Raw genomic sequence first — 24,002 nt, 5'->3', positions numbered from 1 at the left:
CTGTAAAAAGTACGTGCATGCCCTGAAGCAATTAGTCACATGCCGTATCACCTGACTTCTTTTCTTCATACATTAATCCTGATGGTTGTGAACTTGAAATCCATGAAAGAAGGAGCCGTATATGATTAATCTGGTAGATTTGCAGAGGCAGTTTCAGGCGATAAAAGAGGAAGTGTTTAAAGAAATTGAGAAAGTGTATGATTCCGGCCAGTATATACTCGGTCCGAAGGTGCTTGAGCTCGAAACAAAGATTGCAGAAAAACTCGGCGTATCAGATGCCATAGCAGTAGGAAACGGAACAGATGCACTCGTTATGGTGCTTGACGCGCTTGGCATCGGAGCAGGGGATGAAGTGATTACCTCTCCATTTACGTTTTTTGCAAGTGCGGAAGCCATATCGCGAGTAGGCGCAACACCTGTGTTTGCTGATGTAGACCCGGAAACCTTCAACCTTGATCCCGGTAAAACGGCAAAGGCAATAACTGAAAAAACAAAAGCCATCATTCCCGTGCATATTTTTGGCCAGCCTGCTGATATGGATGAAATGAATGCTCTTGCAAAAAAGCACGGACTTTATGTTATTGAAGACGCCTGTCAGGCATTTGGCGCGTATTACAAAGGAAAAAGAGCGGGAAGTCTTGCGGATGTTGCCTGTTTTTCATTTTTCCCGACTAAAAATCTCGGGACAATCGGTGACGGCGGCATCATTACCACTTCAAATCCTGAGCTTGCAGCAACTTTGAGAAAACTGAGAATGCACGGAACTTCAAAGAAATACTATCATGATGCCATTGGGTACAACAGCAGACTCGATGAAATTCATGCGGCTATCCTGCTTGTCGTTCTTGAGAAGATTGACAAGTGGAACAGCAAACGGCAGGAGTTTGCAGAACAATACCGGACAGAGCTTTCCTCACTGAGCGGACTAACATGTCCTAAAGCATCTGCAGACAGAAGCCATATTTATCATCTCTTCTGCCTGCAGTCGGATAAAAGGGATGACTGCCTGCAAGTCCTGAAGGATAATCAAATCGCATCAGGCGTTTACTATCCGCAGTGTCTTCACTTGCAGGAAGTTTACCGGTCTCTGGGCTACAGAAAAGGAGATTTCCCGGAAGCGGAAAATCTTTCGAACACCCTTTTTGCCGTGCCGATGCATCCTTTCTTATATAAAGAAGAGCAGGAAAAAATCGTTCAGACTCTTAAAACCGTTTTAGGCGGAGATCAATCATGACGGTTTCATTCGGACTGATCGGCTGCGGTTTTATATCAAAACGCCATGTGAAAGCCATCGCCGGCTGCTCCGGAGCCTCACTTGCAGCGGTAAGTGATCTTAAAGAAGACAGGATGACAGAAGCGATTGCAGATTATAAACAAGCGGCAGGCCAGGATAAAGAGGTCACAGCGTATACGGACTATACAGAAATGCTTTTAAATGAAGACATTGATGTGATTGTTATTACAGTCATCTCAAGTCTTCATGCCAAAATGGCCATGGAGGCACTGAATGCAAATAAACACGTCATATTGGAAAAACCTATGGCATTATCTATAAAAGAAGCTGATTCCATTATTGATTTAAGCCAAAAAAAGCAAAAACAGGTGATGGTCTGCCATCAGCTCAGATTCCTTCCTCTGCTGTCCAAGATGAAAGAGGTCATTGATGCCGGTCAGATCGGAACCCCCTATTACGCGATTGCTTCAATCAGAATTAACCGCTCCAAGGAGTATTATGAATCTGCCCCGTGGAGAGGAACATGGAAACATGACGGAGGAATGCTTTTAAATCAGGGAATACACCTCATTGATCTTATGCAGTGGTTTTTAGGAAATGCAAAATCGGTTACGGGTGAAATTCTTCATAAAAACCTGTCCAAAGAAACTGAAGATGCCGCGATCGGCATCGTGACATTTGATAACGGCGCTAAAGGAGTCATAGAGGCAAACGTCATTTCGCAGCCGTCGAATATTGGGTATGCCCTTTCTGTTTTCGGGGAAAAAGGAACACTCTCTGTAGAGGGTCCCTCTCTAAGCAGGGTTTCCAGGTGGCACGCGGAGGGAAGCGAACTTGATATTCAGGAGCTTGAAGCTTTTTCAAAATCGTTTGATGAACAGCTGGCCATGTACAAAAACCTGATTGAATCACTGAATGATCCGGATGCAGAGCCGCTGATTTCAGGATCAGAGGGGAAAAAGGCGCTTGAAATCATATTCGGCCTTTATGAGTCCGCCCTGAATGAAAAGCCTGTCCATCTGCCAATGAACGATTTCTCCACGTTATCGATGTTAAAAGAAAAGAGGGATTGACATGTTCGGAAACGTCCTTGTTACAGGCGGAGCAGGTTTTCTTGGGTCACAGCTCGTAAAAACCCTGCTGCCGACTTCGAACCATCTCTATATTATTGATAATTTATCGACAGGCACTGTTTCGGCCATCCCCGACAGTGACAAAATCACGTTTTACAAAGCATGCATTACCGATGAAAAAGTACTGGATGATATTCTTCCGAAAGTCGATTATATTTTTCACTTTGCCTGTAAAAATCTAGTCCTGTCAGTGGACAATATTTATTCTGATTTTCACACGAATGTTCTTGGCGGCTTTACCCTTTTGAGAAAAGCAAAGGAGCTGTCACCGCAGCTGAAGAGATTTATCTATGCATCTACAGCGTCAGTTTACGGAAATGCCGAGATTTTCCCTACACCTGAAACTTACTACAATATTAAACTGCCATACTCAGCCAGTAAATTTACCACCGAACATTATTGCGATGTCTATTTCAATCTGTACCAGCTCCCGGTTGCAACTCTTCGTTTTTCAAATGTATACGGACCCGGACAGCTGATATCAAATCCATATTGCGGCGTCATCGCGAAATTTTTTGATGCAGCCGAAAAGAATGAGCCTTTTGACATTTTCGGAGACGGAAAACAGACCCGGGACTTTACGTACGTTGACGATGCCATGGATGCGACGATTCTTGCGGCTGTTTCGGATGTTGCTCTTGGCGAAAAATACAATGTGGGCACCGGAATCGAAACCAGCATTCTGCAGCTTTCAGCCAGTGTGAAAGAAGCAGCCGGAAAAGACACACTCGGAAATGCATTCTCTCCGAAACGAAATGTGGATGTCGTTCAGAGGCGGTGCATGGATACCGGTAAGATTGAAAGGGAGCTCGGTTGGAGGAACCGCCATTCGCTCATTGAAGGTCTTACGAAAACGCATGAATGGCTGAAAGGATCGTGAATCATGAACATTTTTCATGGAACGACTGAAATTGCCGGGCAAATGGGTATTTTAAGCTCAGCCCTTGAGAAAAAAGGATATCATTCACTCGGGTACAATACATTTCACTCCTATCTCGGGTACAAGGATTATTTAGTGAACACGGATGAAGCCTATCTGGAGAAAAATCAGGACCAGCTGATTGCAGATTATGATCTTTTTCATTTCCACTACAATACGACCATGTGCAAATCTTACAGCGATCTTGAAAAAATTCATGCCTTGGGAAAGAAAATGGTTATGCATCACTGGGGAAACGACGTGCGTTTTCATGAGCAGGCAAAAGAAAAAAATCCATTTGCCTATACGGGGGATTCACCGCCGAACGAAGTGATGCATGAACGATTAACAAAAGTTTCATCGTTTATTTCAGAGGCGATTGTACAGGATTATGAAGTTTATGAGTACGTTAAAGAGTATTATCAAAAAGTGCATGTGCTGCCGATTGCCATTGATCTCACTCATTTTAAACCTGCCTACCCGTCAAAGGACAAAAAAGTTCCGCTCATTCTTCACGCGCCGACAAATCCCGATTTTAAAGGGACCCGACATGTTGAAGCTGCCATTGAAAAGCTCCGGGAAACCTATGAATTCACGTATAAGCGAATCGAAAAAATGAATCACGACGAAGTCATCTCCCTGTACAAAGAAGCAGATATCATTGTGGATCAGATTCTCTGCGGCTCCTACGGCCTGTTAAGTGTAGAATCAATGGCGCTCGGCAAGCCGGTGGTTACGTTTATAAGACCGGATCTTGTTCCGACGTTTCCGGACACACTCCCAATTGTTAACGCCAATCCCGAAACAGTCTATCATGCAGTTGAACGCCTGCTGAAATTCCCGGAACTGAGAGAAGACATTGGCCGTCAGGGGCGAAAATATGCGGAAGAAAACCACTGCAAGCATGTAGTTGTTGATGAACTGATTAAAATCTATCAGAACTTATAAGGCGACTGGAACAAAATTCTGTCACCTGAAAGTGGCAGCACTCGAGGAATAGTGCCACAATTGAAAAAGCTCGCATCCGCAATGGGGCGAGCCTTTTGTATAGTAAAAATCCTGCCAAATGAGCGCTATTTCAAATGTTTCTCAAGCTGTCTGTCTTTTGTTCCAGCCTTATTTTCACCCAAAAAGCCGCCCATTTCAGCGGCTTTTGTTCTATCTTTATTTGTACGGCATGCCCGGGTAGGAAGTCCATGTGTACGTTTTGTTTAAAAAGGAAGCGATATGCCCGTAAATGGTCCGGTTTTCTGTAAAAATACCTTTCATCGTCTGTTTTGGAAAATGATAGACTACAACAGCATCATTCGTCATATACAGGGCCCGTATGCCCCAATTCAAATAGTCGAGGATATGGGTGTCGTTAAATGTCATGCCTTTCCCGAAAAGGACTTGCACGCCAGTATGATAAAACTGTGCAAAATTGGAGGAATGAATGATCCAGTTGTAATCGAGATGTGTGTTCCCATAATAGTTGGCATGAACACACGTTGCGTCGAACCCGAGCTCTTTGCATTTAATTGCCCCGTAAGAGCCGAGAAACGGAAGCCAGAAGGAATATACGTTCTTCTCTTTCGTATAACTGGTGAAACCTGTGACGACAGGTTCATCAATTTCCTGAATGGACCCTCTCTGCCACAAAAACCCTTTAAACTCCAGGTTAGGCAAGTCGGCTTTTTCTTTCTCCCATCTGGAGAGGAACTGATCCATCCACCATTTTACGGCATAAAGCCGGTCTTCGTTTAAAGAGAAGTCTAGTTTCTTTCCGTTTATCGAGCCAAAATCTGTCTGCCGGTGAGAAGGATATGGAACGCCTGCCCAAATTTCTGTCTTTTCAAGAGCAGCCTGATTTAAAGCATAGAAATTTGCATCCTTTTTAAAAAAGTGTTCAATGGCAAGTTTCCAGTCTGTAAGATCAGCCTGCTCCCCAAAGCCTGTAAACATCGGATGGATATAATGGTCTTTTCTGAAAGAAACAGGATTAAAGATAAAACTTTTGAATAAAGATTGAGGTGTAGCAGGATTTTCCTGATTCACCTGATAAAATGCTAACTCATCTGCCGTCCAGTCTGTTCTGTCATGAATTGAAATACCCCCGCACGGAAGCATGCAAATCGATTTGTGGATGGATAGCTCACTGGCCATTAAATATCCAGACAACGTGCAATCACTCCTTTTAGTGTCATTCCTGTACAGCATATGGCGCTTTACTATAAAAGGTTATGTGTGAAAACCTCATTTTTATAACCTTTCTTTCACGGAGGGAATAAGATATGCGAGAAGGAGTGTTGCAAATGAAGATTGTCCATTGCCCAACTGAAATTGCCGGACAGATGGGTACTCTGTGTAATGAATTGCGGAAAAAAGGGTATGAAACCGCTGGGTTCAACTGGTTTCACAGCTATATCAATTATCATCATAAACATGTTGTAAACACCGATTTGTTTGAATTGAAAAACGTCATTTCAGACATCGTCGCAACGGCAGATATTCTGCACTTTCATAACGGAAATACATTTCTGACAGGAAATTATGACCTGCCGGCTCTTGCTGAAACTGGTAAAAAACTGATTATGCAGCATTGGGGATCAGATGTGAGGACGGCAGGAAACGTAAAAAAATACAATCCCTATCCGCTGCCTGCCGGATATTATTCGGATGAAAAAATTCACGAGCATCTTGCTTTCAATTCAAAATACATTAAGACAGCCATCGTTCAGGACGGCGAAATGGTGAATCATGTGGCTGATTTTTACGAAAAAGTGTATATCATGCCTTTAGCCTGCAACCTTGATAAGTTCAGTCCAAGATATCCCGGAGAAAACAAAGTGCCTGTCATCATTCATGCACCTACAAACAAGGAATTTAAAGGGTCGGAGTATGTCGAAGCAGCGATTGATAAAATTAAGGGCAAGGTGCCGTTTGAGTATCAGATGGTTGAAAAGAAAAGTCATAAAGAAGCTCTTGCCATGTACAGTCAGTCAGACATCATCGTTGACCAGATCATGTGTGGATCTTACGGAATGCTGAGTGTGGAAGGGATGGCAATGGGCAAAGCCGTAGTAGCGTTCGTGCGTGATGACGTGAAAGAAAAATTCCCAAGTGATCTTCCTATTGTCATTGCAAATCCGGATAACCTCGATCAGGTTTTGACTGATCTATTAAGGGATAGGGACCGCTTAAAAGAGATAGGAAAAGCCAGCAGAAAATATGTTGAAAAATATCACGCCAGCAGCGTTGTAGCTGACTATCTCATTGAAATTTACAAATCACTGTAAGGGGCTGTTGCATCAAAATGCTGGATAAAAACATAAAAATAATGCATGCTCCTGTTGAGATTGCGGGGCAGGTTGGCCTGATCAGCTCCCAGCTCAGAAAATACGGCTATCAGTCCGGAGCGTATAATTTTTTTATCAGTTACTTGAACTACAAGCAAACGTTTAATACGGACGCTTTTGAGTTAATGCAGATTTTCGAAAACTCGTTTGATCACTTTGATATTTACCATCTGCACAACGGCTACTCCTTTATGGACAGCTATAAAGATCTTGAGTTATTAAAAAAGGCAGGAAAGAAAATCATCATGCATCACAGAGGAAATGACGTAAGAGCCCCTGAACGTGCAAGAAAAGGTGATAATTACGTCAATCCCTATGTTAATACGGAATCTTCCCATGATGCTGAAAAGATTCATTCAAGTTTGCAGCTGTTTGCAGAAGTTGCAGACGCTGCCATTGTTCAGGATCATGAATTATATGAGTATGTGAAAGATTACTATCATGCCAGAAATAAGAAAGTGTATATCCTTCCAAGACTGATTGAAACGGAAAAGTACATTCCAGCATATCCCGGCAAAACAAATAAACCCCTGATTGTTCATGCCCCGACTCTGCCGAAATTTAAAGGGACGGAACAGATAGAACAGACAATAGACAGATTAAAAGACAAATATTCCTTTGAGTATGTCAGAGTGGAAAAGATGAGCCACGAAGAAGCCGTGGCGGTCTACAAACGGGCTGATATCGTTATTGATCAGATTCTATGCGGAGCGTACGGTAATCTGAGTGTGGAGGCAATGGCACTTGGCAAGCCGGTCGTCTGCTACATCAGGCCTGATGTAAGAGAAAGTCTTCCAGAGGGTCTGCCTATTGTGTCAGCCAATCCGGATACGCTTTACGATGAACTATCAAAACTCCTGGATAATCCCGATACGTTTAAGAACCTTGGTGCAGAAGGCAGAAAGTTTGTGGAACGCTATCATGATGTTTCTGTTGTCATGCCGGGTCTTCTAACTATTTACAAAGACGTTTTATCAGAAAGGAGTAGCAGTATGATACATCCCACAGCAAAAATCGGGAAAAATGTCGTGCTCGGACAGAATGTCGTCATCGAAGAAAACGCAGAGATTGGCGATGATGCAGAGATCGGCCATCATGTCATCATTAAAAAAGATACGAAAATTGGAAACAGGGTGCAGGTCGGGGACTTATCCGTTCTCGGAAAAACAACCTCGAAAAATAAAAAAATGGCAAGAAAACCCGGTGCTGCCCTTACACCGCTTGTTATAGAGGACGATGTGAGAATTGGATGCAATACTGTGCTGTACAGAAATCTGCTTTTGAAGCAGGGAGCTTTTGTCGGAGATCTTTCAAGCATACGGGAGAAAGTAGTGGTTGGAGTAGATTCCATTATCGGCAGAAATGTAATCGTAGAAACAAACACTCTCATTGGGAGCAGAGTAACTGTTCAGACCGGCTGCTATGTGACCGCAGACATGATCATAGAAGATGATGTATTTCTCGGTCCGTGTGTTTCAACCTCCAATGACAAATACATGGGTGAGGGAAACTATCCCTATAAAGGTCCCGTTATTAAAAAAGGCGCGAAGATCGGCAACAACGCGACTCTTCTTCCGGGTATTACAATTAATGAGAACGCCATTATCGGTGCAGGTGCAACTGTCACTAAAGATGTAGAGGCAGGGAAAACAGCTGTAGGAAATCCGGCACGAGTGATCAAATAAAAGGTAACCCCTGCTGACATCAGCAGGGGTTATTTATCACATTCTGGTAAACGTGATGAATGAGCGGGCAAACTGCCGCAGAGTCATGATATTTCTCTGCATATAGCCGGCTTTTTCTGCCTGTCTCGGGGAAACTGTCAATGTTTTGAAGCAGGCTTGAAATAACGGCTTCAACCGTATCAGGGTTCGCAGAAATAATGGGCAGATCTTTAGGATAGTGCTGCTGCATCTCATCTGAAATGTAACAGACCACTGGCTTCCCAAGAGCCATGGATTCAACACTGAATAGACCGTAGCTCCCTATATGAAGCTGGTCAATGATCACATCTGCTCTCTCATATATTTTTTTCGCTTCCTGATGACTCATGCCCTGAACAAGCTGAAACTGAAAGGTGTATTTTTCCTTCAGCTTTTCGACTGCCTTGAGTATAAAACCGGTTCCTTTAATGAAAGGAGAGGTTGGCGCATGGACAATGAGCGGCGGTTCATGCTGCGTCCTTATTGAAACAGGCTGATAAGATTGCAGATCAATAGCGGATGGGATGATATGGACATGTTCGTAATAATCTTTCACATAAGGAAAAAGCTCGTAGTCGGGAATGATGCAATGATTGATTTGAGAGGACAGAGTCTTTAGTTTCTGTTGAATTCCTATCTCATTTTTATCTTTCACCAGCGCGTAAGGATTTGATTTCAACGCCTGGGAGTGCAGCCTTACATCACTTCCCCAATGATGCATAACCATTGATTTGCCGGCATCTTTAAGCATTGGAAAATCAGAATAATCAAAAGTTAGGGTAGTTCCGAAGTGAAAATGAAAGAGATCATAGTTTGCTGTGAATTCTTCCGTCAGCTTTCGGAGCTTTCTATTTAGTTGAGGGGTGCTCCGCTGATTTCTCAAATCCCAGGTGTAATCATTATGATAATTTAAATAGTAAGGATAATAATTCAGAGAATCACTGGATACACCGATTGTTCTTAATCCTGTTGTTAGAACATTCATTTGATTGGCGATTTCAATTGATCCATGCAGAATACGCAGGTCTGGTTTGCTTCTTTTAGGGAAATGAAGATCAATCAGTTCTGCAAAACATTTTTCTTCCGGAAATTCCAAGTTTCCTCTCCACAGCCAAAGCCACGATTGAGGAATCTGTCCCCTGTCGGAAGCAGCTGCCGCATTCAACAGGAATTCCCTTCTTTTATTCTTCTGATGGCCGGCACCTTCTAAGACAGCCTCGTTAATAGATGAAACATTTAATTTTGTCAGGATGTCTTCGTGAAGACTTTTCATTAGGCTCCTCCTTCTGAATCGGTGTGTTTTTATATGTATATGCGCAATAAAGAAACAATTGTTTCATGAGATTCGAGCAGGGAATTTTCTCATGCCCTCCGTTACAAAAGCAGCCGGGATACTTCTCTTTTCAAAAAAACTTTTCAAAAATGGATAGTTGCTTTAACACTGCAAATGCATTCAGACATAACATGATCGAGAAGTATTCTGAGATTGGAGGACAAATTTTGACAATTATAAACCGAATAAGTAATGGCGGATTTGAAACAGGCAGTCTGTCTCCGTGGACGGGACAGAATGCGGTAATTAGTTCTGCCCAGGCCCACAGCGGCTTTAATTCAGTGCTTCTGCTTGGCGGGACTGCAAACTCTTTTATTTTCCAAAGAGTTGATGTGACTCCGGGAGAGACGTTTGAACTCATTGTCTCCTTGGCTAAAAACGGAGCTTTGCCGAACGGGCCAATTACTATTTCAGTCACTTACTACACGGCTGCAAATGCATTTTTAGGATATGGGGTTATTACAAATATCACAGCCAATAATGTGCCGACTGCTGCAAATGACACATGGCTTGAAGTCTATCAGACAACAGCTCCTGCACCTCTGGGGACAGCATACGCTCTTGTACTGATTAATAAACTGCCGCAGGCAAATTCAGCAGATATCTTTGTTGATGATGTAGCTTTTTTAAGTTCTGAAGGTGGGGCTACTGGTTCCACGGGAGCAACAGGACCGGCTGGAGCAACTGGAGCAACTGGCGTTACAGGCGCAACTGGAGTTACTGGAGCAACTGGCGTTACAGGTGCTGCTGGGGTTACTGGAGCAACTGGGGTTACTGGCGTAACAGGTGCAACTGGAGCAACGGGTGCAGGGGTTACAGGTGCAACAGGGGCTACAGGGGCTACAGGACCTACAGGACCTACAGGTGCAACAGGACCTGCCGGTGTAACAGGAGCTACGGGTGCAGGGGTTACAGGTGCAACAGGAGCTACAGGTGCAACAGGTGCAACAGGACCTGCTGGCGTAACAGGAGCTACGGGGGCTACAGGACCTGCTGGCGTAACAGGAGCTACGGGGGCTACAGGACCTGCTGGCCCAACCGGGGCCACAGGTGCTACTGGACCAACAGGACCCGCTCAGCCGGTCAGTTCTTCGATCTTTGATACTCAGCAGACAGCTGCAATCCCTATCACAGTTGGAGTTGAAACAACCGTTACTTCAATTACATTATCCGTAACGGCTGGAAACAAACTGAAAGTTGATAACAACGTTCAATTAGCTTTTGTAACTACTGCCAACTGGAATATTGTCTATAATATGAGGATCAGAAGAGACGGAGTCCTCATCGAGGAGCTGACGACTTCACGTTCAGGAAGCCCGGCAGGCACGCAAAGATTTTTAAATGCCAATACACTGGTAGATACTGCACCCGCTACTAATGCAAGCAGTACTTATACAGTGAGTATTTTGGTAACCACAGCAACAAATGTAACCAGTATTAATGCTGAGACAAGAACACAGAACATCATCAGATTCGTTTAATTACGTATATTGCCGTTAAACCCTGGAAGGCTGCAGGTTAATCGAAGCGATTTGATAAACCGGCAGTCTTTTAATGTCTTACATTTTTAAAGAAGATGAAACGTTTCTAAAAAATGGGATCATGTCCATTTCAAATAAAAATTTTTCACATAGCATGTTATGTACAATTTTTGTACCTTTGAAATATGAATGATGATTGGAGGTTTAGTAGTGTCAATTGAAAATTTAATTGTAAATGGCGGTTTTGAGACGGGATCACTTGCGCCATGGGTATCACTTAATGCGTCGATATCCACATCTTTTCCGCACAGCGGCTTTAGATCCGTCAGGCTTCTTGGAGGCAGCGTAAATGCGTTTGTCTATCAGCTTGTCACTGTTGCTGAAGGTGATAGCTTTGAAATGGTCGTTTCTCTCACAAAATCAGGAGCCTTGCCTTCCCCGCCCATGACTCTTGCCGTAAATTATTATGATGCATCTTTTACATTCCTGGGATATGGACTGATTACAAACATTGCAGCAAATACGATCCCGCTAGCAGAAAACGATACGTGGATCGAAGTGTACCAAACCACTTCCGCTGCCCCAGCAGGAGCAGTTCAGGCTTTGGTTCTCGTTAACAAGCTTCCATTGGCAGGTTCTGCAGATGTATATGCGGATGATATATCATTGATCGGTACTCTTGCATCTGGAGCGACAGGAGCGACTGGTCCTGCAGGAGTTACAGGTGCAACGGGAACAACAGGTGCAACAGGGGCTACTGGAGCCACTGGAGCCACAGGAGTAACTGGAGCAACGGGTGCAACAGGAGTTACTGGAGCCACTGGAGCCACTGGAGTAACAGGAGCAACAGGAGTTACTGGCGCAACTGGAGCCACGGGTGCAACAGGAGTTACGGGTGCGACAGGAGTTACTGGTGCAACAGGAGTTACAGGCGCAACAGGAGTAACAGGAGCCACGGGAGTAACAGGTGCAACAGGTGCAACAGGTGCAACAGGTGCAACAGGTGCAACTGGAGTTACGGGTGCGACAGGAGTTACTGGTGCAACAGGAGTTACAGGCGCAACAGGAGTAACAGGAGCCACGGGAGTAACAGGTGCAACTGGTGCAACAGGAGTTACTGGTGCAACAGGAGTTACTGGAGCCACGGGAGTAACAGGTGCAACAGGAGCAACAGGAGTAACAGGTGCAACTGGAGCCACAGGTGCAACAGGAGTTACTGGTGCAACAGGAGTTACTGGAGCCACTGGAGTAACAGGTGCAACAGGAGCAACAGGAGCCACAGGTGCAACAGGAGCCACAGGTGCAACTGGAGCCACAGGTGCAACAGGAGTTACTGGTGCAACAGGAGTTACTGGTGCAACAGGAGTTACTGGAGCCACTGGAGTAACAGGTGCAACAGGAGCAACAGGAGTTACTGGTGCAACAGGAGTTACTGGTGCAACAGGAGTTACTGGAGCCACTGGAGTAACAGGTGCAACAGGAGCAACAGGAGTTACTGGTGCAACAGGAGTTACTGGTGCAACAGGAGTTACTGGAGCCACTGGAGTAACAGGTGCAACAGGAGCAACAGGAGTTACTGGAGCCACTGGAGCCACGGGAGTAACAGGAGCCACAGGAGCAACTGGAGCCACGGGAGTAACAGGAGCCACTGGAGCAACGGGAGTAACAGGAGCTACAGGTGTTACTGGCGCAACTGGAGCAACGGGTGCAACAGGAGTTACGGGTGCGACAGGAGTTACGGGTGCGACAGGAGTTACTGGTGCAACGGGAGTAACAGGAGCTACCGGTGTTACTGGAGCAACGGGTGCAACAGGAGTTACGGGTGCGACAGGAGTTACTGGTGCAACAGGAGTTACGGGTGCAACAGGAGCGACAGGAGCTACCGGAACATTTGATCCGAATGCAACGATTGTTGACGTTGGTCCAAATGTAGACTCCCAATTTGACGAACTCAGAACGGCTGAGAGAACGCCTATCATTGAATTAACTTCTGTTTACGGGGTTTCAACTCTGAGAGACACAGTTACGACGACCGGAACTGGTACGGTCACAAATAATGCCACTGAATATCTTGTGAGTACAGCAGCCAATGGGGCTGACAGCGCCATCCTTGACAGTGCTGAAAGAGGAAGGTATGAATCAGGCTACGCTGGAGAAGCTGGCATCGGTGTAAGGCTTCCGGCACCTCCAACAGGAACGCAAAGGGTCAGCTGGGGTTACTTTGATGGTCAAAATGGCTATTATTTTGGGCAGGATACAACAAACGGTATTTTTGTGGCAATCCGAAGAGCGGGTGTAGACACGTTCATTCCGCAAACGAGCTGGAACGTGGATCCACTGGACGGCACAGGACCAAGCGGGGCAACTCTAAATCTCGCAGATGGAAATATTTTTCAGATTGTGTATACCTGGTATGGGTACGGTGTTGTAGAGTTCAGAGTGGTTCTTCCAGACCCTGTAACATTAGCACAGGAAGTGATCACTGTAAACCGGTTTACTCCTGTAGGCCAGACCAGCCTTGCTGATCCTAATCTGCCTTTAAGAGCCCAGGTTTCAAATAACGGTACCGCTTCGGCACTTACTCTTTTTGTAGGAGGAAGGCAATACAGTATTTTAGGCAGCTATAATCCTGTATTCAGAATTACATCAGAGAGAAGGACGGTGACTGCAACCGGGACGCTCACACCAATAATTTCTTTCCAGAGAAAGCCGATTTTCCCTGCAGGATCAGCCCGGGTAAACTCTGTAAGCGTAAAACTTGAAGGAATTGACCTTGTCACATCTGATGATATTTACTATCAGATCATATTAGATGGCACGATTAACGGGACATTCACCAACTTTCCTACAGCAAATACAAACATCCCGACAAATGAAACTGCACTGCTTGTTAATAATACCCTTACAACCATTACCGGGGGGCAGGTTATTCTTCAGGGACTTGCGGCCGGCGTTTCTGGATCAAGCAGAGTTCTTGCTTCAGCCCTTCTTCTGGATTTTGAGCTTCCTGATACGTCGACAGTAACACTTGCAGTAGCGAATCTCTCTGGTGGAAGCAATTCTGTAACCGCTACATTCAGGGTGACAGAAGAATGGTAAAAGTAAATAAAGAAAGGGGGATTTCATATGGCTGATATTAGAATCAGCAATGTTGGCCCTGATGTCAGTTCCCAGTTCAGCGAGCTGATGACTGCCCAGAAAACGTCCATCATTGAGCTAACTTCCACTTATGGTTTATCAGATCTAAGGGATATTGTGACAACCACGGGTACAGGTACGGTAACGAATGATGCTACCGAATTTGTTTTAACCACCACTGGAGCTGCAGATTCAGCCATTCTGGACAGTGCAGAAAGAGGAAGATATGAGCCGGGGTATGCTTGTGAATCAGGGATTGCTGTCAGGCAGCCTGCAGCTCCTGTCGGCAGCCAGACTGCGCAGTGGGGACTTTACGACTCACAGAATGGTGCTTTTTTCGGCAACAGCAGTACGAATATATACGTGGGGATAAGAAGAGCGGGAACAGATACTCTCATCCCCCAGGCATCTTGGAATGTAGATCCGCTAAACGGAACTGGTCCAAGCGGAGTAACCCTCGATTTGGCTGACGGCAATATCTTTTTAATAGTCTTCACCTGGTATGGATACGGCGTCATTGAATTCCGGGTAGTCGTGCCTAATCCGGTTACACTTGCTCAGGAAGTGATTACCGTACACCGTTTTGATCCGTCCGGGCAGACCAGTTTCACGGACCCGAATCTGCCGCTCAGGGCTGAAGTTGAAAATAACGGTACTGCGGCGCCATTTAACTTGTTTGTTGGCGGAAGGCAGTACAGTATTATTGGGAAATTTGAACCTGTCTTTAGGAATACGTCAGAGCGGAGAACCGTCACAAATATTACGACAACTCTGACTCCCTTAATTTCCTTCACGCGAAAACCGGTTTTCCCTGCTGGTTCAGGCAGACCAAATTCGGTTCAGGTTTTATTTGAATCGGCTGAGATCATTACAAATGTAGATTTGGCATTTCAAGTCATCATAGGTGGTACGGTAAATGGCACTTTCACAACTTTTCCAACCGCAACGACCAATATCCCAAATAACGAAACAGCCCTTTTAGTCAACACTACTTCTACAACAATAACCGGTGGAGAAGTTGTTTTTCAGGGGCTTGCAGCTGCATCAGGGTCTTCTTCAACACGTGTACTGACTACAGAACTTCTATTGGACACAGAACTGCCGGATAATGAAATTGTAACACTTGCTGTTGCTTCACTTGCCGGTCCCGGAACAAATACTGTTACAGCCATGTTCAGAGTAACAGAGAACTGGTAAAGGAAAGAATAATCTGCAGGATGTTAATCTGCAGGTTATTTTTTTGCCCATTTTCATAATTCTAGTCCAACGACTATATCACTCTCCTGAGAGATTCATAGAATAAAGAGATAGAAAAGACTCTATTTTTACAGGAGGGAACTAAGTGACGCTTGTCAATAGAATTACTAACAGCAGCTTTGAAACCGGAAGCTTCAGCAGCTGGATTCCATTCAATGCAAGTATAACAAGGGAATTTTCACACAGCGGTTATTTTTCAGCACGCCTTTCAGGAGATTCCCAAAACGGATATGTTTATCAGATCGTGGAAGCAAATCCTGGAGAACGCTTTGAACTAAAGGTTTCACTTGCAAGAACCGGACTTGAATACAGCGCGCCTATCACACTGTCTGTAGCATTTTACGATGCAGAATTTACATTTATACAATATGGGCTGATTACTGTCATTGAACAAGACACGATTCCATTTATCGGTGCAGATACCTGGAATGAAATTTATCAGCTGACAGAGATTGCTCCGCTAGGAACTGCACAGGCACTGGTCCTTGTAGATAACTTGCCTAGAGTATCATCATCAGATGTTTTGGTTGACGATATCTTTTTAACAACTGTTGACGGTTTATTTGGGCCAACCGGCAGGGGCGCAACAGGCTCTCCAGGCGTAACAGGTGCTCCAGGCGCAACAGGTGCTCCGGGCGCAACAGGTGCTCCAGGCGCAACAGGCTCTCCAGGCGCAACAGGCGCAACAGGCTCTCCAGGCGCAACAGGCTCTCCAGGCGCAACAGGTGCTCCAGGCGCAACAGGTGCTCCAGGCGCAACAGGTGCTCCGGGCGTAACAGGTGCTCCGGGCGTAACAGGTGCTCCGGGCGTAACAGGTGCTCCGGGCGTAACAGGTGCTCCGGGCGTAACAGGTGCTCCGGGCGTAACAGGCGCTCCGGGCGTAACAGGTGCTCCGGGCGTAACAGGTGCTCCGGGCGCAACAGGTGCTCCGGGCGTAACAGGTGCTCCGGGCGTGACAGGTGCTCCAGGCGTAACAGGTGCTCCAGGCGTGACAGGTGCTCCAGGCGTGACAGGTGCTCCAGGCGCAACAGGTGCTCCAGGCGTGACAGGTGCTCCGGGCGTAACAGGCGCTCCGGGTGCAACAGGTGCTCCAGGCGTGACAGGTGCTCCAGGCGTAACAGGTGCTCCGGGCGTAACAGGTGCTCCGGGCGTGACAGGTGCTCCGGGCGTGACAGGTGCTCCGGGCGTAACAGGTGCTCCGGGCGTAACAGGTGCTCCAGGCGTAACAGGTGCTCCAGGCGTGACAGGTGCTCCAGGCGTGACAGGTGCTCCAGGCGCAACAGGTGCTCCAGGCGTGACAGGTGCTCCGGGCGTAACAGGCGCTCCGGGTGCAACAGGTGCTCCAGGCGTGACAGGTGCTCCAGGCGTAACAGGTGCTCCGGGTGCAACAGGTGCTCCGGGACCGACTGGATCCAGTATTACTTCAAGCTCAATGTACGCAGCGAATACAGAAGGAACTATAATTGCCATTGTACTTGGAGGAACGAATATTCCGCTTGGCAGCATTCAGAATCTGGATGGATTTGCTGTAGACGCAACTGATTCAGTATTTACGGTTCCTGAAACAGGAAGATATTATATCAGCTATCAGATCAACACAACTGCAGGACTTCTTGCCAGCTCAAGAATTGTAAACAGCGGAACTCCGGTACCGGGTACAATTATTTCACCTGCCGTTGGACTGAATCAGTACAATAGTTCTGCTATAGTAGACCTGACGGCTGGAGATTTGATTTCCCTTCAATTCTTCGGATTGCTCGGAGCTGCAACTCTGCTTGGAGACGGTTCAACAGGTGCAGCTTTAACGATTATTCGCGTAGAGTAGTTTCAGGAAAAACATTTAGTCCGTATGCCATTGCATGCGGATTTTTTTAGATTAGGGCTATGATACAATCCGTTTCCATAATTCGACATATTATGTCATGTAGAAACGATTACAATTAAGAATCGAGGGGAACAATTGAGTATTCAAAACAAAATCATAAACGGCGGATTTGAAACGGGTTCATTCCCTCCCTGGAGTGCAACCGGGGCTTCCATCACTGGATTATTTTCACACAGCGGCTCATTTGCAGCGAGCTTTTCCGGAGGTACAGTAAATGCTTTCATCTCCCAATTTGTACCGGCTGCACCTACCGAACGATTCGAGTTTTTAGTGTCACTTGCTAAAAATGGACCACAGCCAAGTCCGCCTGTTTCTATCACTGTAGCCTATTACACGGCGGGATTTGCATTTCTTGGATACGGCCTGATTACATCAATTCCGTCCAACCGCCTTCCGAATGTACAGACCGGAACGTGGCTTGAGGTGTATCAGACAACCTCAGCTGCACCTGCAGGTACTGCTCAGGCGCTTGTTATTATTAACAAGCTGCCTCAGGCTGGCAGTGCTGCAATCCTTGCAGATGATGCAGCGCTTTTAACGATAGAGCCTTTAACCGGTCCAACGGGCGCAACAGGTCCGGCAGGCGCAACAGGTCCGGCAGGTGCAACAGGTCCGGCGGGCGCAACAGGTCCGGCGGGTGCAACAGGCCCGGCAGGCTCAACAGGTCCGGCAGGTGCTACGGGTCCGGCGGGTGCAACAGGTCCAACCGGTTCAACGGGTCCTGGTATATTTGAATGGGGACAGGAATCGATTATCTGGGCGGATTCTAATGCAGCTGGTCCTGGAAACGGAACACCATCCGATCCTTACACATCATTACAGGCTGCCATAACAGCTGCAACATCCAGCCCGTTTGCCGTATCATTGGGGATGAGAGCAAGACTGATCATCTTGATAGCAGCGAATTCATCCTTTAATGAAGACGTGGTTATCCCGCCTGCACGTCATGTGCAGCTTCTTGGATTGGGTCCATGGCAGCTTGGAGATTCGACGCTGGCGAATTTTGCGTCTTCCGTTCCGAGGAACATTACGGTTCAGACAAGTCAGGCAGCTGAAGATTTCTACTTAAATCAGGGTCCAGCCTTCAGTGCGAGGCCCGTAACGGTTGTCGGTACATTTGACAACGGCACATCTGTCAGCACGCATACCAATTACACAGATGGAGCGATTATTAGCGGAAATGTTATTTTTCAAAATGTTTCTTTAGGTGATCCGTTTACGACGATTGAGTTTCAGATGCACAATGCGAATGTCGTCGGGGGAATTGTCCAGTCGGGACATCAGGGCCAGCTAAACACTTATATGTACAACAGCCAGATCAGTACAATGATCCACGACGGACTCCGGCTTCAGAGAATGCTGGACAGCAGAATTAACAGTACTGTAAATATTGCAGTGTATTCCGAAATTACAAATTCTTTCATTAATGGAAATTTCACTGTGGGCAGTTCTGTATCTGACGTGCCTCCTGCAGGGATTTTCAGCAGCCAGTTCGGAACCATTACATGGACGGGGCCTCTCGTTCTTGATACTTCTTCAAACTACTATTTTGTAAACAGCGGATCGACCTTAGCCGGAACGAAAACAATCCTGTTCAGCGTCTCATAGCAGGAGAGAAAGGATTCATCATTTTGATGAATCTTTTTTTAATTCCGGTTAAAGTACAAACCCCTGCAGTCATAAAATCAAAATGGTGACGTTCATTGAAGGAAAAGGAGTGATGATATGGTAACCATAAGCTTGTGCATGATCGTAAAAAATGAAGAAGAGGTTCTGGCCAGGTGTCTGGATTGTGTAAAAGATATCGTGGATGAAATTAATATTGTTGATACAGGCTCAACGGACAAAACAATTGAGATTGCCAAACAGTACACAGACCGCATTTTTCACCATGAATGGACGGGATTTGCCCCGGCAAGAAATGAATCATTCAGGCATGCTACGAAAGACTATATTTTTTATCTGGATGCTGATGACATTTTGTCGGAAGAGGATCAGGAAAAACTGAGAAAATTAAAGGAAACACTTGATCCTGCAGTTGATTCTGTTTCCATGTTTTATAATGCCGGCACAGATGAGTTCGGCAATGTGACACTCAGGTACAGACGAAACAGACTTGTGAAAACGTCTAAAAACTACAGGTGGGAGGGAGACGTTCATAATTATTTGAACGTCACCGGCAACATCATCAATTCCGATATCGCCATTACCCATAAAAAAACAGGGCATGCGGTCGGCCGGAATCTGAATATCTATAAGATGAAAATTGAACGCGGAGACGAATTCGGGGCACGGGATTATTTTTATTATGGAAATGAGCTGCGGGAGAACGGACATTACGCGGAAGCGATTGAAAGCTATACGAAAAACATAAATATGAAGGAAGGATGGATTGAGGATAAGGTATACGCGTGCATTAACAGAGCGGACTGCTACCGTTTTTTAGGAGACCTGGATCAGGAGCTGAAATCTCTTTTTGAATCGTTTAGTTTTTCAAAAACACCGAGATCAGAAACATGCAGCCGCATAGGGTACAATCTTCAGCGCAAAAAAGAGTTCAGAGCAGCTATTTACTGGTATCAACGGGCAACAGAGGAAGTGCCGGATGAAAACAGATGGAGCTTCAGCTATCCTGCGTATTCAACATGGTATCCCCATCTTCAGATGTGTGTCTGTTATGACAGGCTGGGGGAGACGGAAAAAGCGTATTATCACAATGAAGAAGCAAGGAAATACCGTCCTGAAGACAAGAGTGTTCTAAGCAATAAAGCATATTTTGAGAAAAAACTCGGAAAATAAGCAAAGAAAAAAGCCTCTTGGGGCTTTTTTCTTTGTTTAAAACAGTTTAGGGATTCCTGTAAAGAGCGAATATCCGCCCATGACCGCCATCGTTATGACAATGACAATACCAAAGACTGTCAGCCATATTGGATGCTTATAGTCTCCCACAAGCTTTACCCGGTGAGCGGCGATCAGCATCACTCCCAATGCAAGGGGAAGAATTAGACCGTTTAAAGAACCTGCAAGGATAAGAATTTTTACCGGTTCGCCAATACTGACAAACACGGCTGTAGAAACAGCGATAAAGCCGACAATAAACCATTTGCTGTGTTTCTCTATTACGGGACTGAATGTCCGAATAAAGGAAACAGACGTGTAAGCTGCACCGACTACAGATGTGACGGCTGCTGCCCACATGATGACACCGAACATTTTATAGCCGATGTTGCCTGCAGCATGTTTAAATACAGATGCCGGGGGATTGGCAGGGTCAAGCTGCAAGCCCTGCGAAACAATGCCAAGCGTTGCAAGGAAAAGGAAAATTCTCATTAGAGATGCAATGCCGATGGCAGAGATTGAGCTCTTTGTTACTTGGGGCAGGGCAGCCTGCCCCTTAATTCCTGCTTCTAAAAGCCGGTGTCCGCCCGCAAACGTTATATATCCGCCAACCGTTCCTCCGACCAGTGTAACAATGGCCAGAAAATCTATTTCATCCGGCACAAATGTTTTTACGGCTGCTTCGCCTAGAGGAGGCTGGGCCGAAAACATCACATATACGGTCAGGGCAATCATAATAAACCCCATAGCTTGTGCGAAGCGGTCCATGACTTTGCCCGCTTCTTTCACAAGGAAAATTCCGATGGCGACAATTCCGCTGAGCAGAGCGCCGAGTTCTGGTGAAACGCCGAAGATCACGTTCGTTCCAAGACCTGCACCGCCAATGTTGCCGATATTAAAAGCAAGTCCGCCCAGGATGATAAGGATGGAAAGAAAAGTGCCAAGACCGGGAAGAACAGCATTTGCAATCTCCTGAGCCGGCTTTTCGGAAACGGCAATAATTCGCCAGATGTTAAGCTGTGCGCCGATGTCAATTAAAATAGACATTAAAATAACAAAGCCAAAACTTGCTGCAAGCGTCTGAGTAAAATGAGTAGTCTGGGTTAAAAAGCCAGGACCGATAGCTGATGTTGCCATCAGGAATGCTGCGCCCATCAGCAAACTGAAATTAGATTGTTTTTTCATGGCTGTACCTCCAAAATCTTAAGATAGAACGTCTTTTGTGCTCAAAATGCTGATGCCTGACTCTAAAAGTCTTGCTTTTATGTAACGCGCAAATTCAAGCGCATGTGTTCCGTCACCGTGAATACAGATTGTATCCGCTTTAAGGGAAACAGTATTTCCTTTAGCAGAAATCACAGTCCCGTTCTGAACCATTTGGATGACCTGATCTGCTGCTGATTCATGGTCCGTTATAAGTGCGCGAGGATCTTTTCTCGAAGTAAGAGTGCCGTCATCCTGATAGGTCCTGTCAGCGAAGACTTCATTTGCCGTCTTCAGTCCAAGTCTTTCCCCGGCTTTTACCAGCTCACTTCCGGAAAGTCCGTAAAGAATTAGATCATGGTTTACTTTATAAACAGCTTCAGCTATCGCTTCAGAAATATGGCGATTAACAGAAGCCATGTTATAAAGTGCCCCGTGCGGCTTAACATGATGCATTCTACCGCCTTCTGAAGCGGTAAAAGCAGCAAGTGATCCGATTTGATAGACGACCAGATCATATATTTCCTGCGGCGTTAAATCCATGTTTCTTCTTCCGAAACCGGCAAGATCCTGAAAACCGGGATGTGCTCCAATCGCCACGTTTTTCTGAAGAGCAAGCTGTACAGTCTTTCTCATTGTGGATGGATCGCCTGCATGAAATCCGCATGCTATGTTTGCCGACGTGATTAATCCGAGAATGTCTTCATCGCTTCCGATGGTGTATGCACCAAAGCTTTCTCCCATGTCACAGTTAATATCTACTTTCCGCATAGTCTCATCTCCCGGCATGTAATTTCAGATGAAGTCCTTCTTTTAAATGATGCAGCATTTTTTCTCTTTCAAGCAATTGCTTCTGGGCTTCATCTATAGAGATTTCTTTAAAGTGAATCGTATCTCCAGGCTTGAATTGGGCGAGGTATGGAAGATCAATCGATGCTGCCTGTCCGATTTTCGCATAGCCTCCGGTCGTTTGCCTGTCTGCAAGCAGGATGATTGGATTTCCATCCGCCGGAACCTGAATGGTGCCGAAGCTGACGGCTTCAGAAACCATTTCTTCTTTTTTCTTTAATTGGAGTTTCGGTCCTTCCAAGCGATAGCCCATTCTGTCTGATTGCGGAGTGATCTTGAACGGTTCAGAAAACAGTGCTTTTTTGCTTTCGTCTGAAAAATCACCGTATTGTCTTCCTTTCACCAGCTGTACTTTTTCTTCTTCTCTGACAAAAGGATGAAATTCGGGAGATACGGACCAGTCAAGTTCTGTATAAGGCTCTCTTTGCTGGAGCTGTGAGAACCAGAAGTCAGCAAACGGTGATCTTCCGCCAATTTCAACCACATCACCCGTTTCCAGCGCCCTGCCGTCAACTCCGCCGATTCCTGCCCTTAAGTAGGTTGATTTGCTTCCCATGATTTTTTGAGCAAGATAACCGCCAGCGGCAGCAAGATAGGCTCTGCAGCCTTTTTTTACATGTCCAAAAGAGAGAATGCTTCCTTTTCTGATTAAAACAGGTCTCCACATTTTTACGGGCCTGCTGTCAATGGTGGGGGATAGATCTCCGCCGCATATACTGATCAGTGCATCGTCTTGAAACTCAAACCGCGCACCGATCATCGTCATTTCAATGACTGCCTCATGTTCATCGTTTCCAACGAGGAGATTGGCAATCCGATGGGAGAGGGTATCCATTGATCCGCTTACAATGACTCCGTATTTTTGATAGCCATATCGTCCGAGGTCCTGCACGGTTGTGAGAAGACCCGGCTTTTTAACAAGCATGGTCATGGTCTCTTCTCCTTTTCATCCTTGAATTGTTCAGCTGTAATCGGTTTAAATGTGATCATATCTCCTGCTTTTAGTAGACTCGGAGATTCACTTTCAGGCTGAAAAAGCGGGAGGGGGGTCTGTCCGATGAGCTGCCATCCTCCTGGCGTTTCAATCGGATAAATGCCTGTTTGGTTCCCTGCAATTCCTACTGAACCTGCAGGAATCTTTGTTCTCGGAGTATTTTTTCTCGGTGCGGCAATTTTTTCTGACATTCCCCCGATGTAGGGAAAACCAGGAGCGAAGCCGATCATGTAGACTAAATATTCTGTTCCTGAATGGATTCTGATGACTTCATCCTGAGTCAGGCTGTTATGTTCTGCAACGAATGCCAGATCAGGGCCAAACTCACCTCCGTAGCAAACAGGGATTTCCACCTTTCTTCCTTCAGCTGGTTGAAGCGTACTTATGTTTCTTAATGTGTCTTTTATGTAGTCTGTTACCGTTTCATGGGGAAGCGCTTTTTTCGTATGGCTGTAAACTTTGACAGGGTCATAAAGGATGGCAACCGTAGTAAAAGCAGGAATACACTCAATCATCCAGTCGGGCGATTGTTTTTCAAAAAATGAGAACACCTGCTGAACATGCTCGTGCACTTTTTGATCAATCGTTTTACCAAACTCAATGACCACCATACTGTCTCCCATATGATTCACTGTATAATCCATTTCTGCACCTCCTGAATTCATTTTTGCAGATGACATTCATCTTATAATAAGAA

The 24,002-nt window shown here is 45.7% G+C and carries 18 protein-coding genes; 12 read left to right on the top strand and 6 right to left on the bottom strand.

Annotated features, from left to right (window positions below):
- The first annotated feature begins 121 nt into the window (after positions 1 to 121).
- The 4 genes from ACTSEZ_RS06045 to ACTSEZ_RS06030 are packed head-to-tail and all read left to right on the top strand — an operon-like array spanning position 122 to position 4,234.
- Positions 122 to 1,234 carry a DegT/DnrJ/EryC1/StrS family aminotransferase gene (locus tag ACTSEZ_RS06045; protein WP_369733279.1) on the top strand — a complete coding sequence of 371 codons (1,113 nt, stop codon included), beginning with the start codon at positions 122 to 124 and terminating at the stop codon, positions 1,232 to 1,234.
- Complete coding sequence (locus ACTSEZ_RS06040) at positions 1,231 to 2,307, top strand: Gfo/Idh/MocA family protein (RefSeq protein ID WP_369733278.1); 1,077 nt, start codon at positions 1,231 to 1,233, stop codon at positions 2,305 to 2,307. The genes ACTSEZ_RS06045 and ACTSEZ_RS06040 overlap by 4 nt, the downstream gene beginning before the upstream one ends.
- A 1-nt stretch (position 2,308) precedes the next feature.
- The gene (locus ACTSEZ_RS06035) at positions 2,309 to 3,247 is read left to right on the top strand and encodes an NAD-dependent epimerase/dehydratase family protein (RefSeq protein WP_369733277.1); all 939 of its coding nucleotides are present in this window, start codon (positions 2,309 to 2,311) and stop codon (positions 3,245 to 3,247) included.
- A gap of 3 nt (positions 3,248 to 3,250) precedes the next feature.
- A complete protein-coding gene (locus ACTSEZ_RS06030; RefSeq protein ID WP_369733276.1) occupies positions 3,251 to 4,234 on the top strand; it encodes a glycosyltransferase family 4 protein in 984 nt (327 codons plus the stop codon).
- Between the two features lie 216 nt (positions 4,235 to 4,450).
- Here the strand turns inward: ACTSEZ_RS06030 and ACTSEZ_RS06025 are convergent, their stop codons facing one another.
- Positions 4,451 to 5,446 (bottom strand): DUF4855 domain-containing protein, encoded by a 996-nt coding sequence (locus ACTSEZ_RS06025; protein WP_369733275.1) that lies wholly within the window; start codon positions 5,444 to 5,446, stop codon positions 4,451 to 4,453.
- Positions 5,447 to 5,580: 134 nt separating this feature from the next.
- Here ACTSEZ_RS06025 and ACTSEZ_RS06020 point away from each other — a divergent pair, with 134 nt between their 5' ends.
- Together ACTSEZ_RS06020 and ACTSEZ_RS06015 are read left to right on the top strand one after the other, a co-directional pair.
- A complete protein-coding gene (locus ACTSEZ_RS06020; protein WP_369733274.1) occupies positions 5,581 to 6,564 on the top strand; it encodes a glycosyltransferase family protein in 984 nt (327 codons plus the stop codon).
- Between the two features lie 17 nt (positions 6,565 to 6,581).
- Entirely contained in the window at positions 6,582 to 8,309 is a 1,728-nt protein-coding gene (locus tag ACTSEZ_RS06015) for a DapH/DapD/GlmU-related protein (RefSeq protein ID WP_369733273.1), read from the top strand.
- A 19-nt stretch (positions 8,310 to 8,328) separates the two neighbouring features.
- Here ACTSEZ_RS06015 and ACTSEZ_RS06010 read toward each other — a convergent pair whose 3' ends face one another.
- Positions 8,329 to 9,600: a glycosyltransferase family protein gene (locus tag ACTSEZ_RS06010; RefSeq protein WP_369733272.1), complete on the bottom strand. Its 1,272-nt coding sequence runs from the start codon at positions 9,598 to 9,600 to the stop codon at positions 8,329 to 8,331.
- Positions 9,601 to 9,827: 227 nt separating this feature from the next.
- On the opposite strand from ACTSEZ_RS06010, the gene ACTSEZ_RS06005 reads away from it, so the two are divergent.
- From ACTSEZ_RS06005 to ACTSEZ_RS05980, 6 genes are all read left to right on the top strand, one after another.
- Positions 9,828 to 11,141, top strand: a complete 1,314-nt coding sequence (locus tag ACTSEZ_RS06005) for an NTTRR-F1 domain (RefSeq protein ID WP_369733271.1) — start codon at positions 9,828 to 9,830, stop codon at positions 11,139 to 11,141.
- A 210-nt stretch (positions 11,142 to 11,351) separates the two neighbouring features.
- The gene (locus tag ACTSEZ_RS06000; protein WP_369733270.1) at positions 11,352 to 14,240 is read left to right on the top strand and encodes an NTTRR-F1 domain; all 2,889 of its coding nucleotides are present in this window, start codon (positions 11,352 to 11,354) and stop codon (positions 14,238 to 14,240) included.
- A 27-nt stretch (positions 14,241 to 14,267) separates the two neighbouring features.
- Entirely contained in the window at positions 14,268 to 15,476 is a 1,209-nt protein-coding gene (locus ACTSEZ_RS05995) for a hypothetical protein (protein ID WP_369733269.1), read from the top strand.
- A gap of 145 nt (positions 15,477 to 15,621) precedes the next feature.
- Positions 15,622 to 17,361 carry an NTTRR-F1 domain gene (locus tag ACTSEZ_RS05990; RefSeq protein ID WP_369733268.1) on the top strand — a complete coding sequence of 580 codons (1,740 nt, stop codon included), beginning with the start codon at positions 15,622 to 15,624 and terminating at the stop codon, positions 17,359 to 17,361.
- A 135-nt stretch (positions 17,362 to 17,496) separates the two neighbouring features.
- Positions 17,497 to 19,029 carry an NTTRR-F1 domain gene (locus ACTSEZ_RS05985; RefSeq protein ID WP_369733267.1) on the top strand — a complete coding sequence of 511 codons (1,533 nt, stop codon included), beginning with the start codon at positions 17,497 to 17,499 and terminating at the stop codon, positions 19,027 to 19,029.
- A gap of 117 nt (positions 19,030 to 19,146) precedes the next feature.
- The gene (locus ACTSEZ_RS05980) at positions 19,147 to 20,220 is read left to right on the top strand and encodes a glycosyltransferase (protein ID WP_369733266.1); all 1,074 of its coding nucleotides are present in this window, start codon (positions 19,147 to 19,149) and stop codon (positions 20,218 to 20,220) included.
- A gap of 36 nt (positions 20,221 to 20,256) precedes the next feature.
- Here the strand turns inward: ACTSEZ_RS05980 and ACTSEZ_RS05975 are convergent, their stop codons facing one another.
- Genes ACTSEZ_RS05975 through pxpB form a run of 4 tightly spaced genes read right to left on the bottom strand, consistent with a single transcriptional unit; the run spans position 20,257 to position 23,949 of the window.
- On the bottom strand, positions 20,257 to 21,444 hold the full coding sequence (locus ACTSEZ_RS05975; protein ID WP_369733265.1) for an NRAMP family divalent metal transporter: 1,188 nt from the start codon (positions 21,442 to 21,444) through the stop codon (positions 20,257 to 20,259).
- A gap of 18 nt (positions 21,445 to 21,462) precedes the next feature.
- On the bottom strand, positions 21,463 to 22,233 hold the full coding sequence (locus ACTSEZ_RS05970; RefSeq protein ID WP_369733264.1) for a LamB/YcsF family protein: 771 nt from the start codon (positions 22,231 to 22,233) through the stop codon (positions 21,463 to 21,465).
- Between the two features lie 4 nt (positions 22,234 to 22,237).
- On the bottom strand, positions 22,238 to 23,242 hold the full coding sequence (locus tag ACTSEZ_RS05965) for a 5-oxoprolinase subunit C family protein (RefSeq protein ID WP_369733263.1): 1,005 nt from the start codon (positions 23,240 to 23,242) through the stop codon (positions 22,238 to 22,240).
- The gene (gene pxpB / locus ACTSEZ_RS05960) at positions 23,239 to 23,949 is read right to left on the bottom strand and encodes a 5-oxoprolinase subunit PxpB (protein WP_369733262.1); all 711 of its coding nucleotides are present in this window, start codon (positions 23,947 to 23,949) and stop codon (positions 23,239 to 23,241) included. The genes ACTSEZ_RS05965 and pxpB overlap by 4 nt, the downstream gene beginning before the upstream one ends.
- Positions 23,950 to 24,002: the final 53 nt, after the last annotated feature.

Origin of the sequence: Metabacillus mesotrionivorans (genome assembly GCF_052171315.1) — a bacterium.
Classification (GTDB): domain Bacteria; phylum Bacillota; class Bacilli; order Bacillales; family Bacillaceae; genus Bacillus_P.
This window is presented reverse-complemented; position numbering and strand designations above follow the sequence as displayed.

Excerpts from the sequence above, each read along its gene's own strand:
- ACTSEZ_RS06045 (WP_369733279.1), top strand. The coding sequence starts at position 122 with ATGATTAATCTGGTAGATTTGCAGAGGCAGTTTCAGGCGATAAAAGAG.
- ACTSEZ_RS06040 (WP_369733278.1), top strand. The coding sequence starts at position 1,231 with ATGACGGTTTCATTCGGACTGATCGGCTGCGGTTTTATATCAAAACGC.
- ACTSEZ_RS06035 (WP_369733277.1), top strand. The coding sequence starts at position 2,309 with ATGTTCGGAAACGTCCTTGTTACAGGCGGAGCAGGTTTTCTTGGGTCA.
- ACTSEZ_RS06030 (WP_369733276.1), top strand. The coding sequence starts at position 3,251 with ATGAACATTTTTCATGGAACGACTGAAATTGCCGGGCAAATGGGTATT.
- ACTSEZ_RS06020 (WP_369733274.1), top strand. The coding sequence starts at position 5,581 with ATGAAGATTGTCCATTGCCCAACTGAAATTGCCGGACAGATGGGTACT.
- ACTSEZ_RS06015 (WP_369733273.1), top strand. The coding sequence starts at position 6,582 with ATGCTGGATAAAAACATAAAAATAATGCATGCTCCTGTTGAGATTGCG.
- ACTSEZ_RS06010 (WP_369733272.1), bottom strand. The coding sequence starts at position 9,600 with ATGAAAAGTCTTCACGAAGACATCCTGACAAAATTAAATGTTTCATCT.
- ACTSEZ_RS05995 (WP_369733269.1), top strand. The coding sequence starts at position 14,268 with ATGGCTGATATTAGAATCAGCAATGTTGGCCCTGATGTCAGTTCCCAG.
- ACTSEZ_RS05980 (WP_369733266.1), top strand. The coding sequence starts at position 19,147 with ATGGTAACCATAAGCTTGTGCATGATCGTAAAAAATGAAGAAGAGGTT.
- ACTSEZ_RS05975 (WP_369733265.1), bottom strand. The coding sequence starts at position 21,444 with ATGAAAAAACAATCTAATTTCAGTTTGCTGATGGGCGCAGCATTCCTG.
- ACTSEZ_RS05970 (WP_369733264.1), bottom strand. The coding sequence starts at position 22,233 with ATGCGGAAAGTAGATATTAACTGTGACATGGGAGAAAGCTTTGGTGCA.
- ACTSEZ_RS05965 (WP_369733263.1), bottom strand. The coding sequence starts at position 23,242 with ATGACCATGCTTGTTAAAAAGCCGGGTCTTCTCACAACCGTGCAGGAC.
- pxpB (WP_369733262.1), bottom strand. The coding sequence starts at position 23,949 with ATGGATTATACAGTGAATCATATGGGAGACAGTATGGTGGTCATTGAG.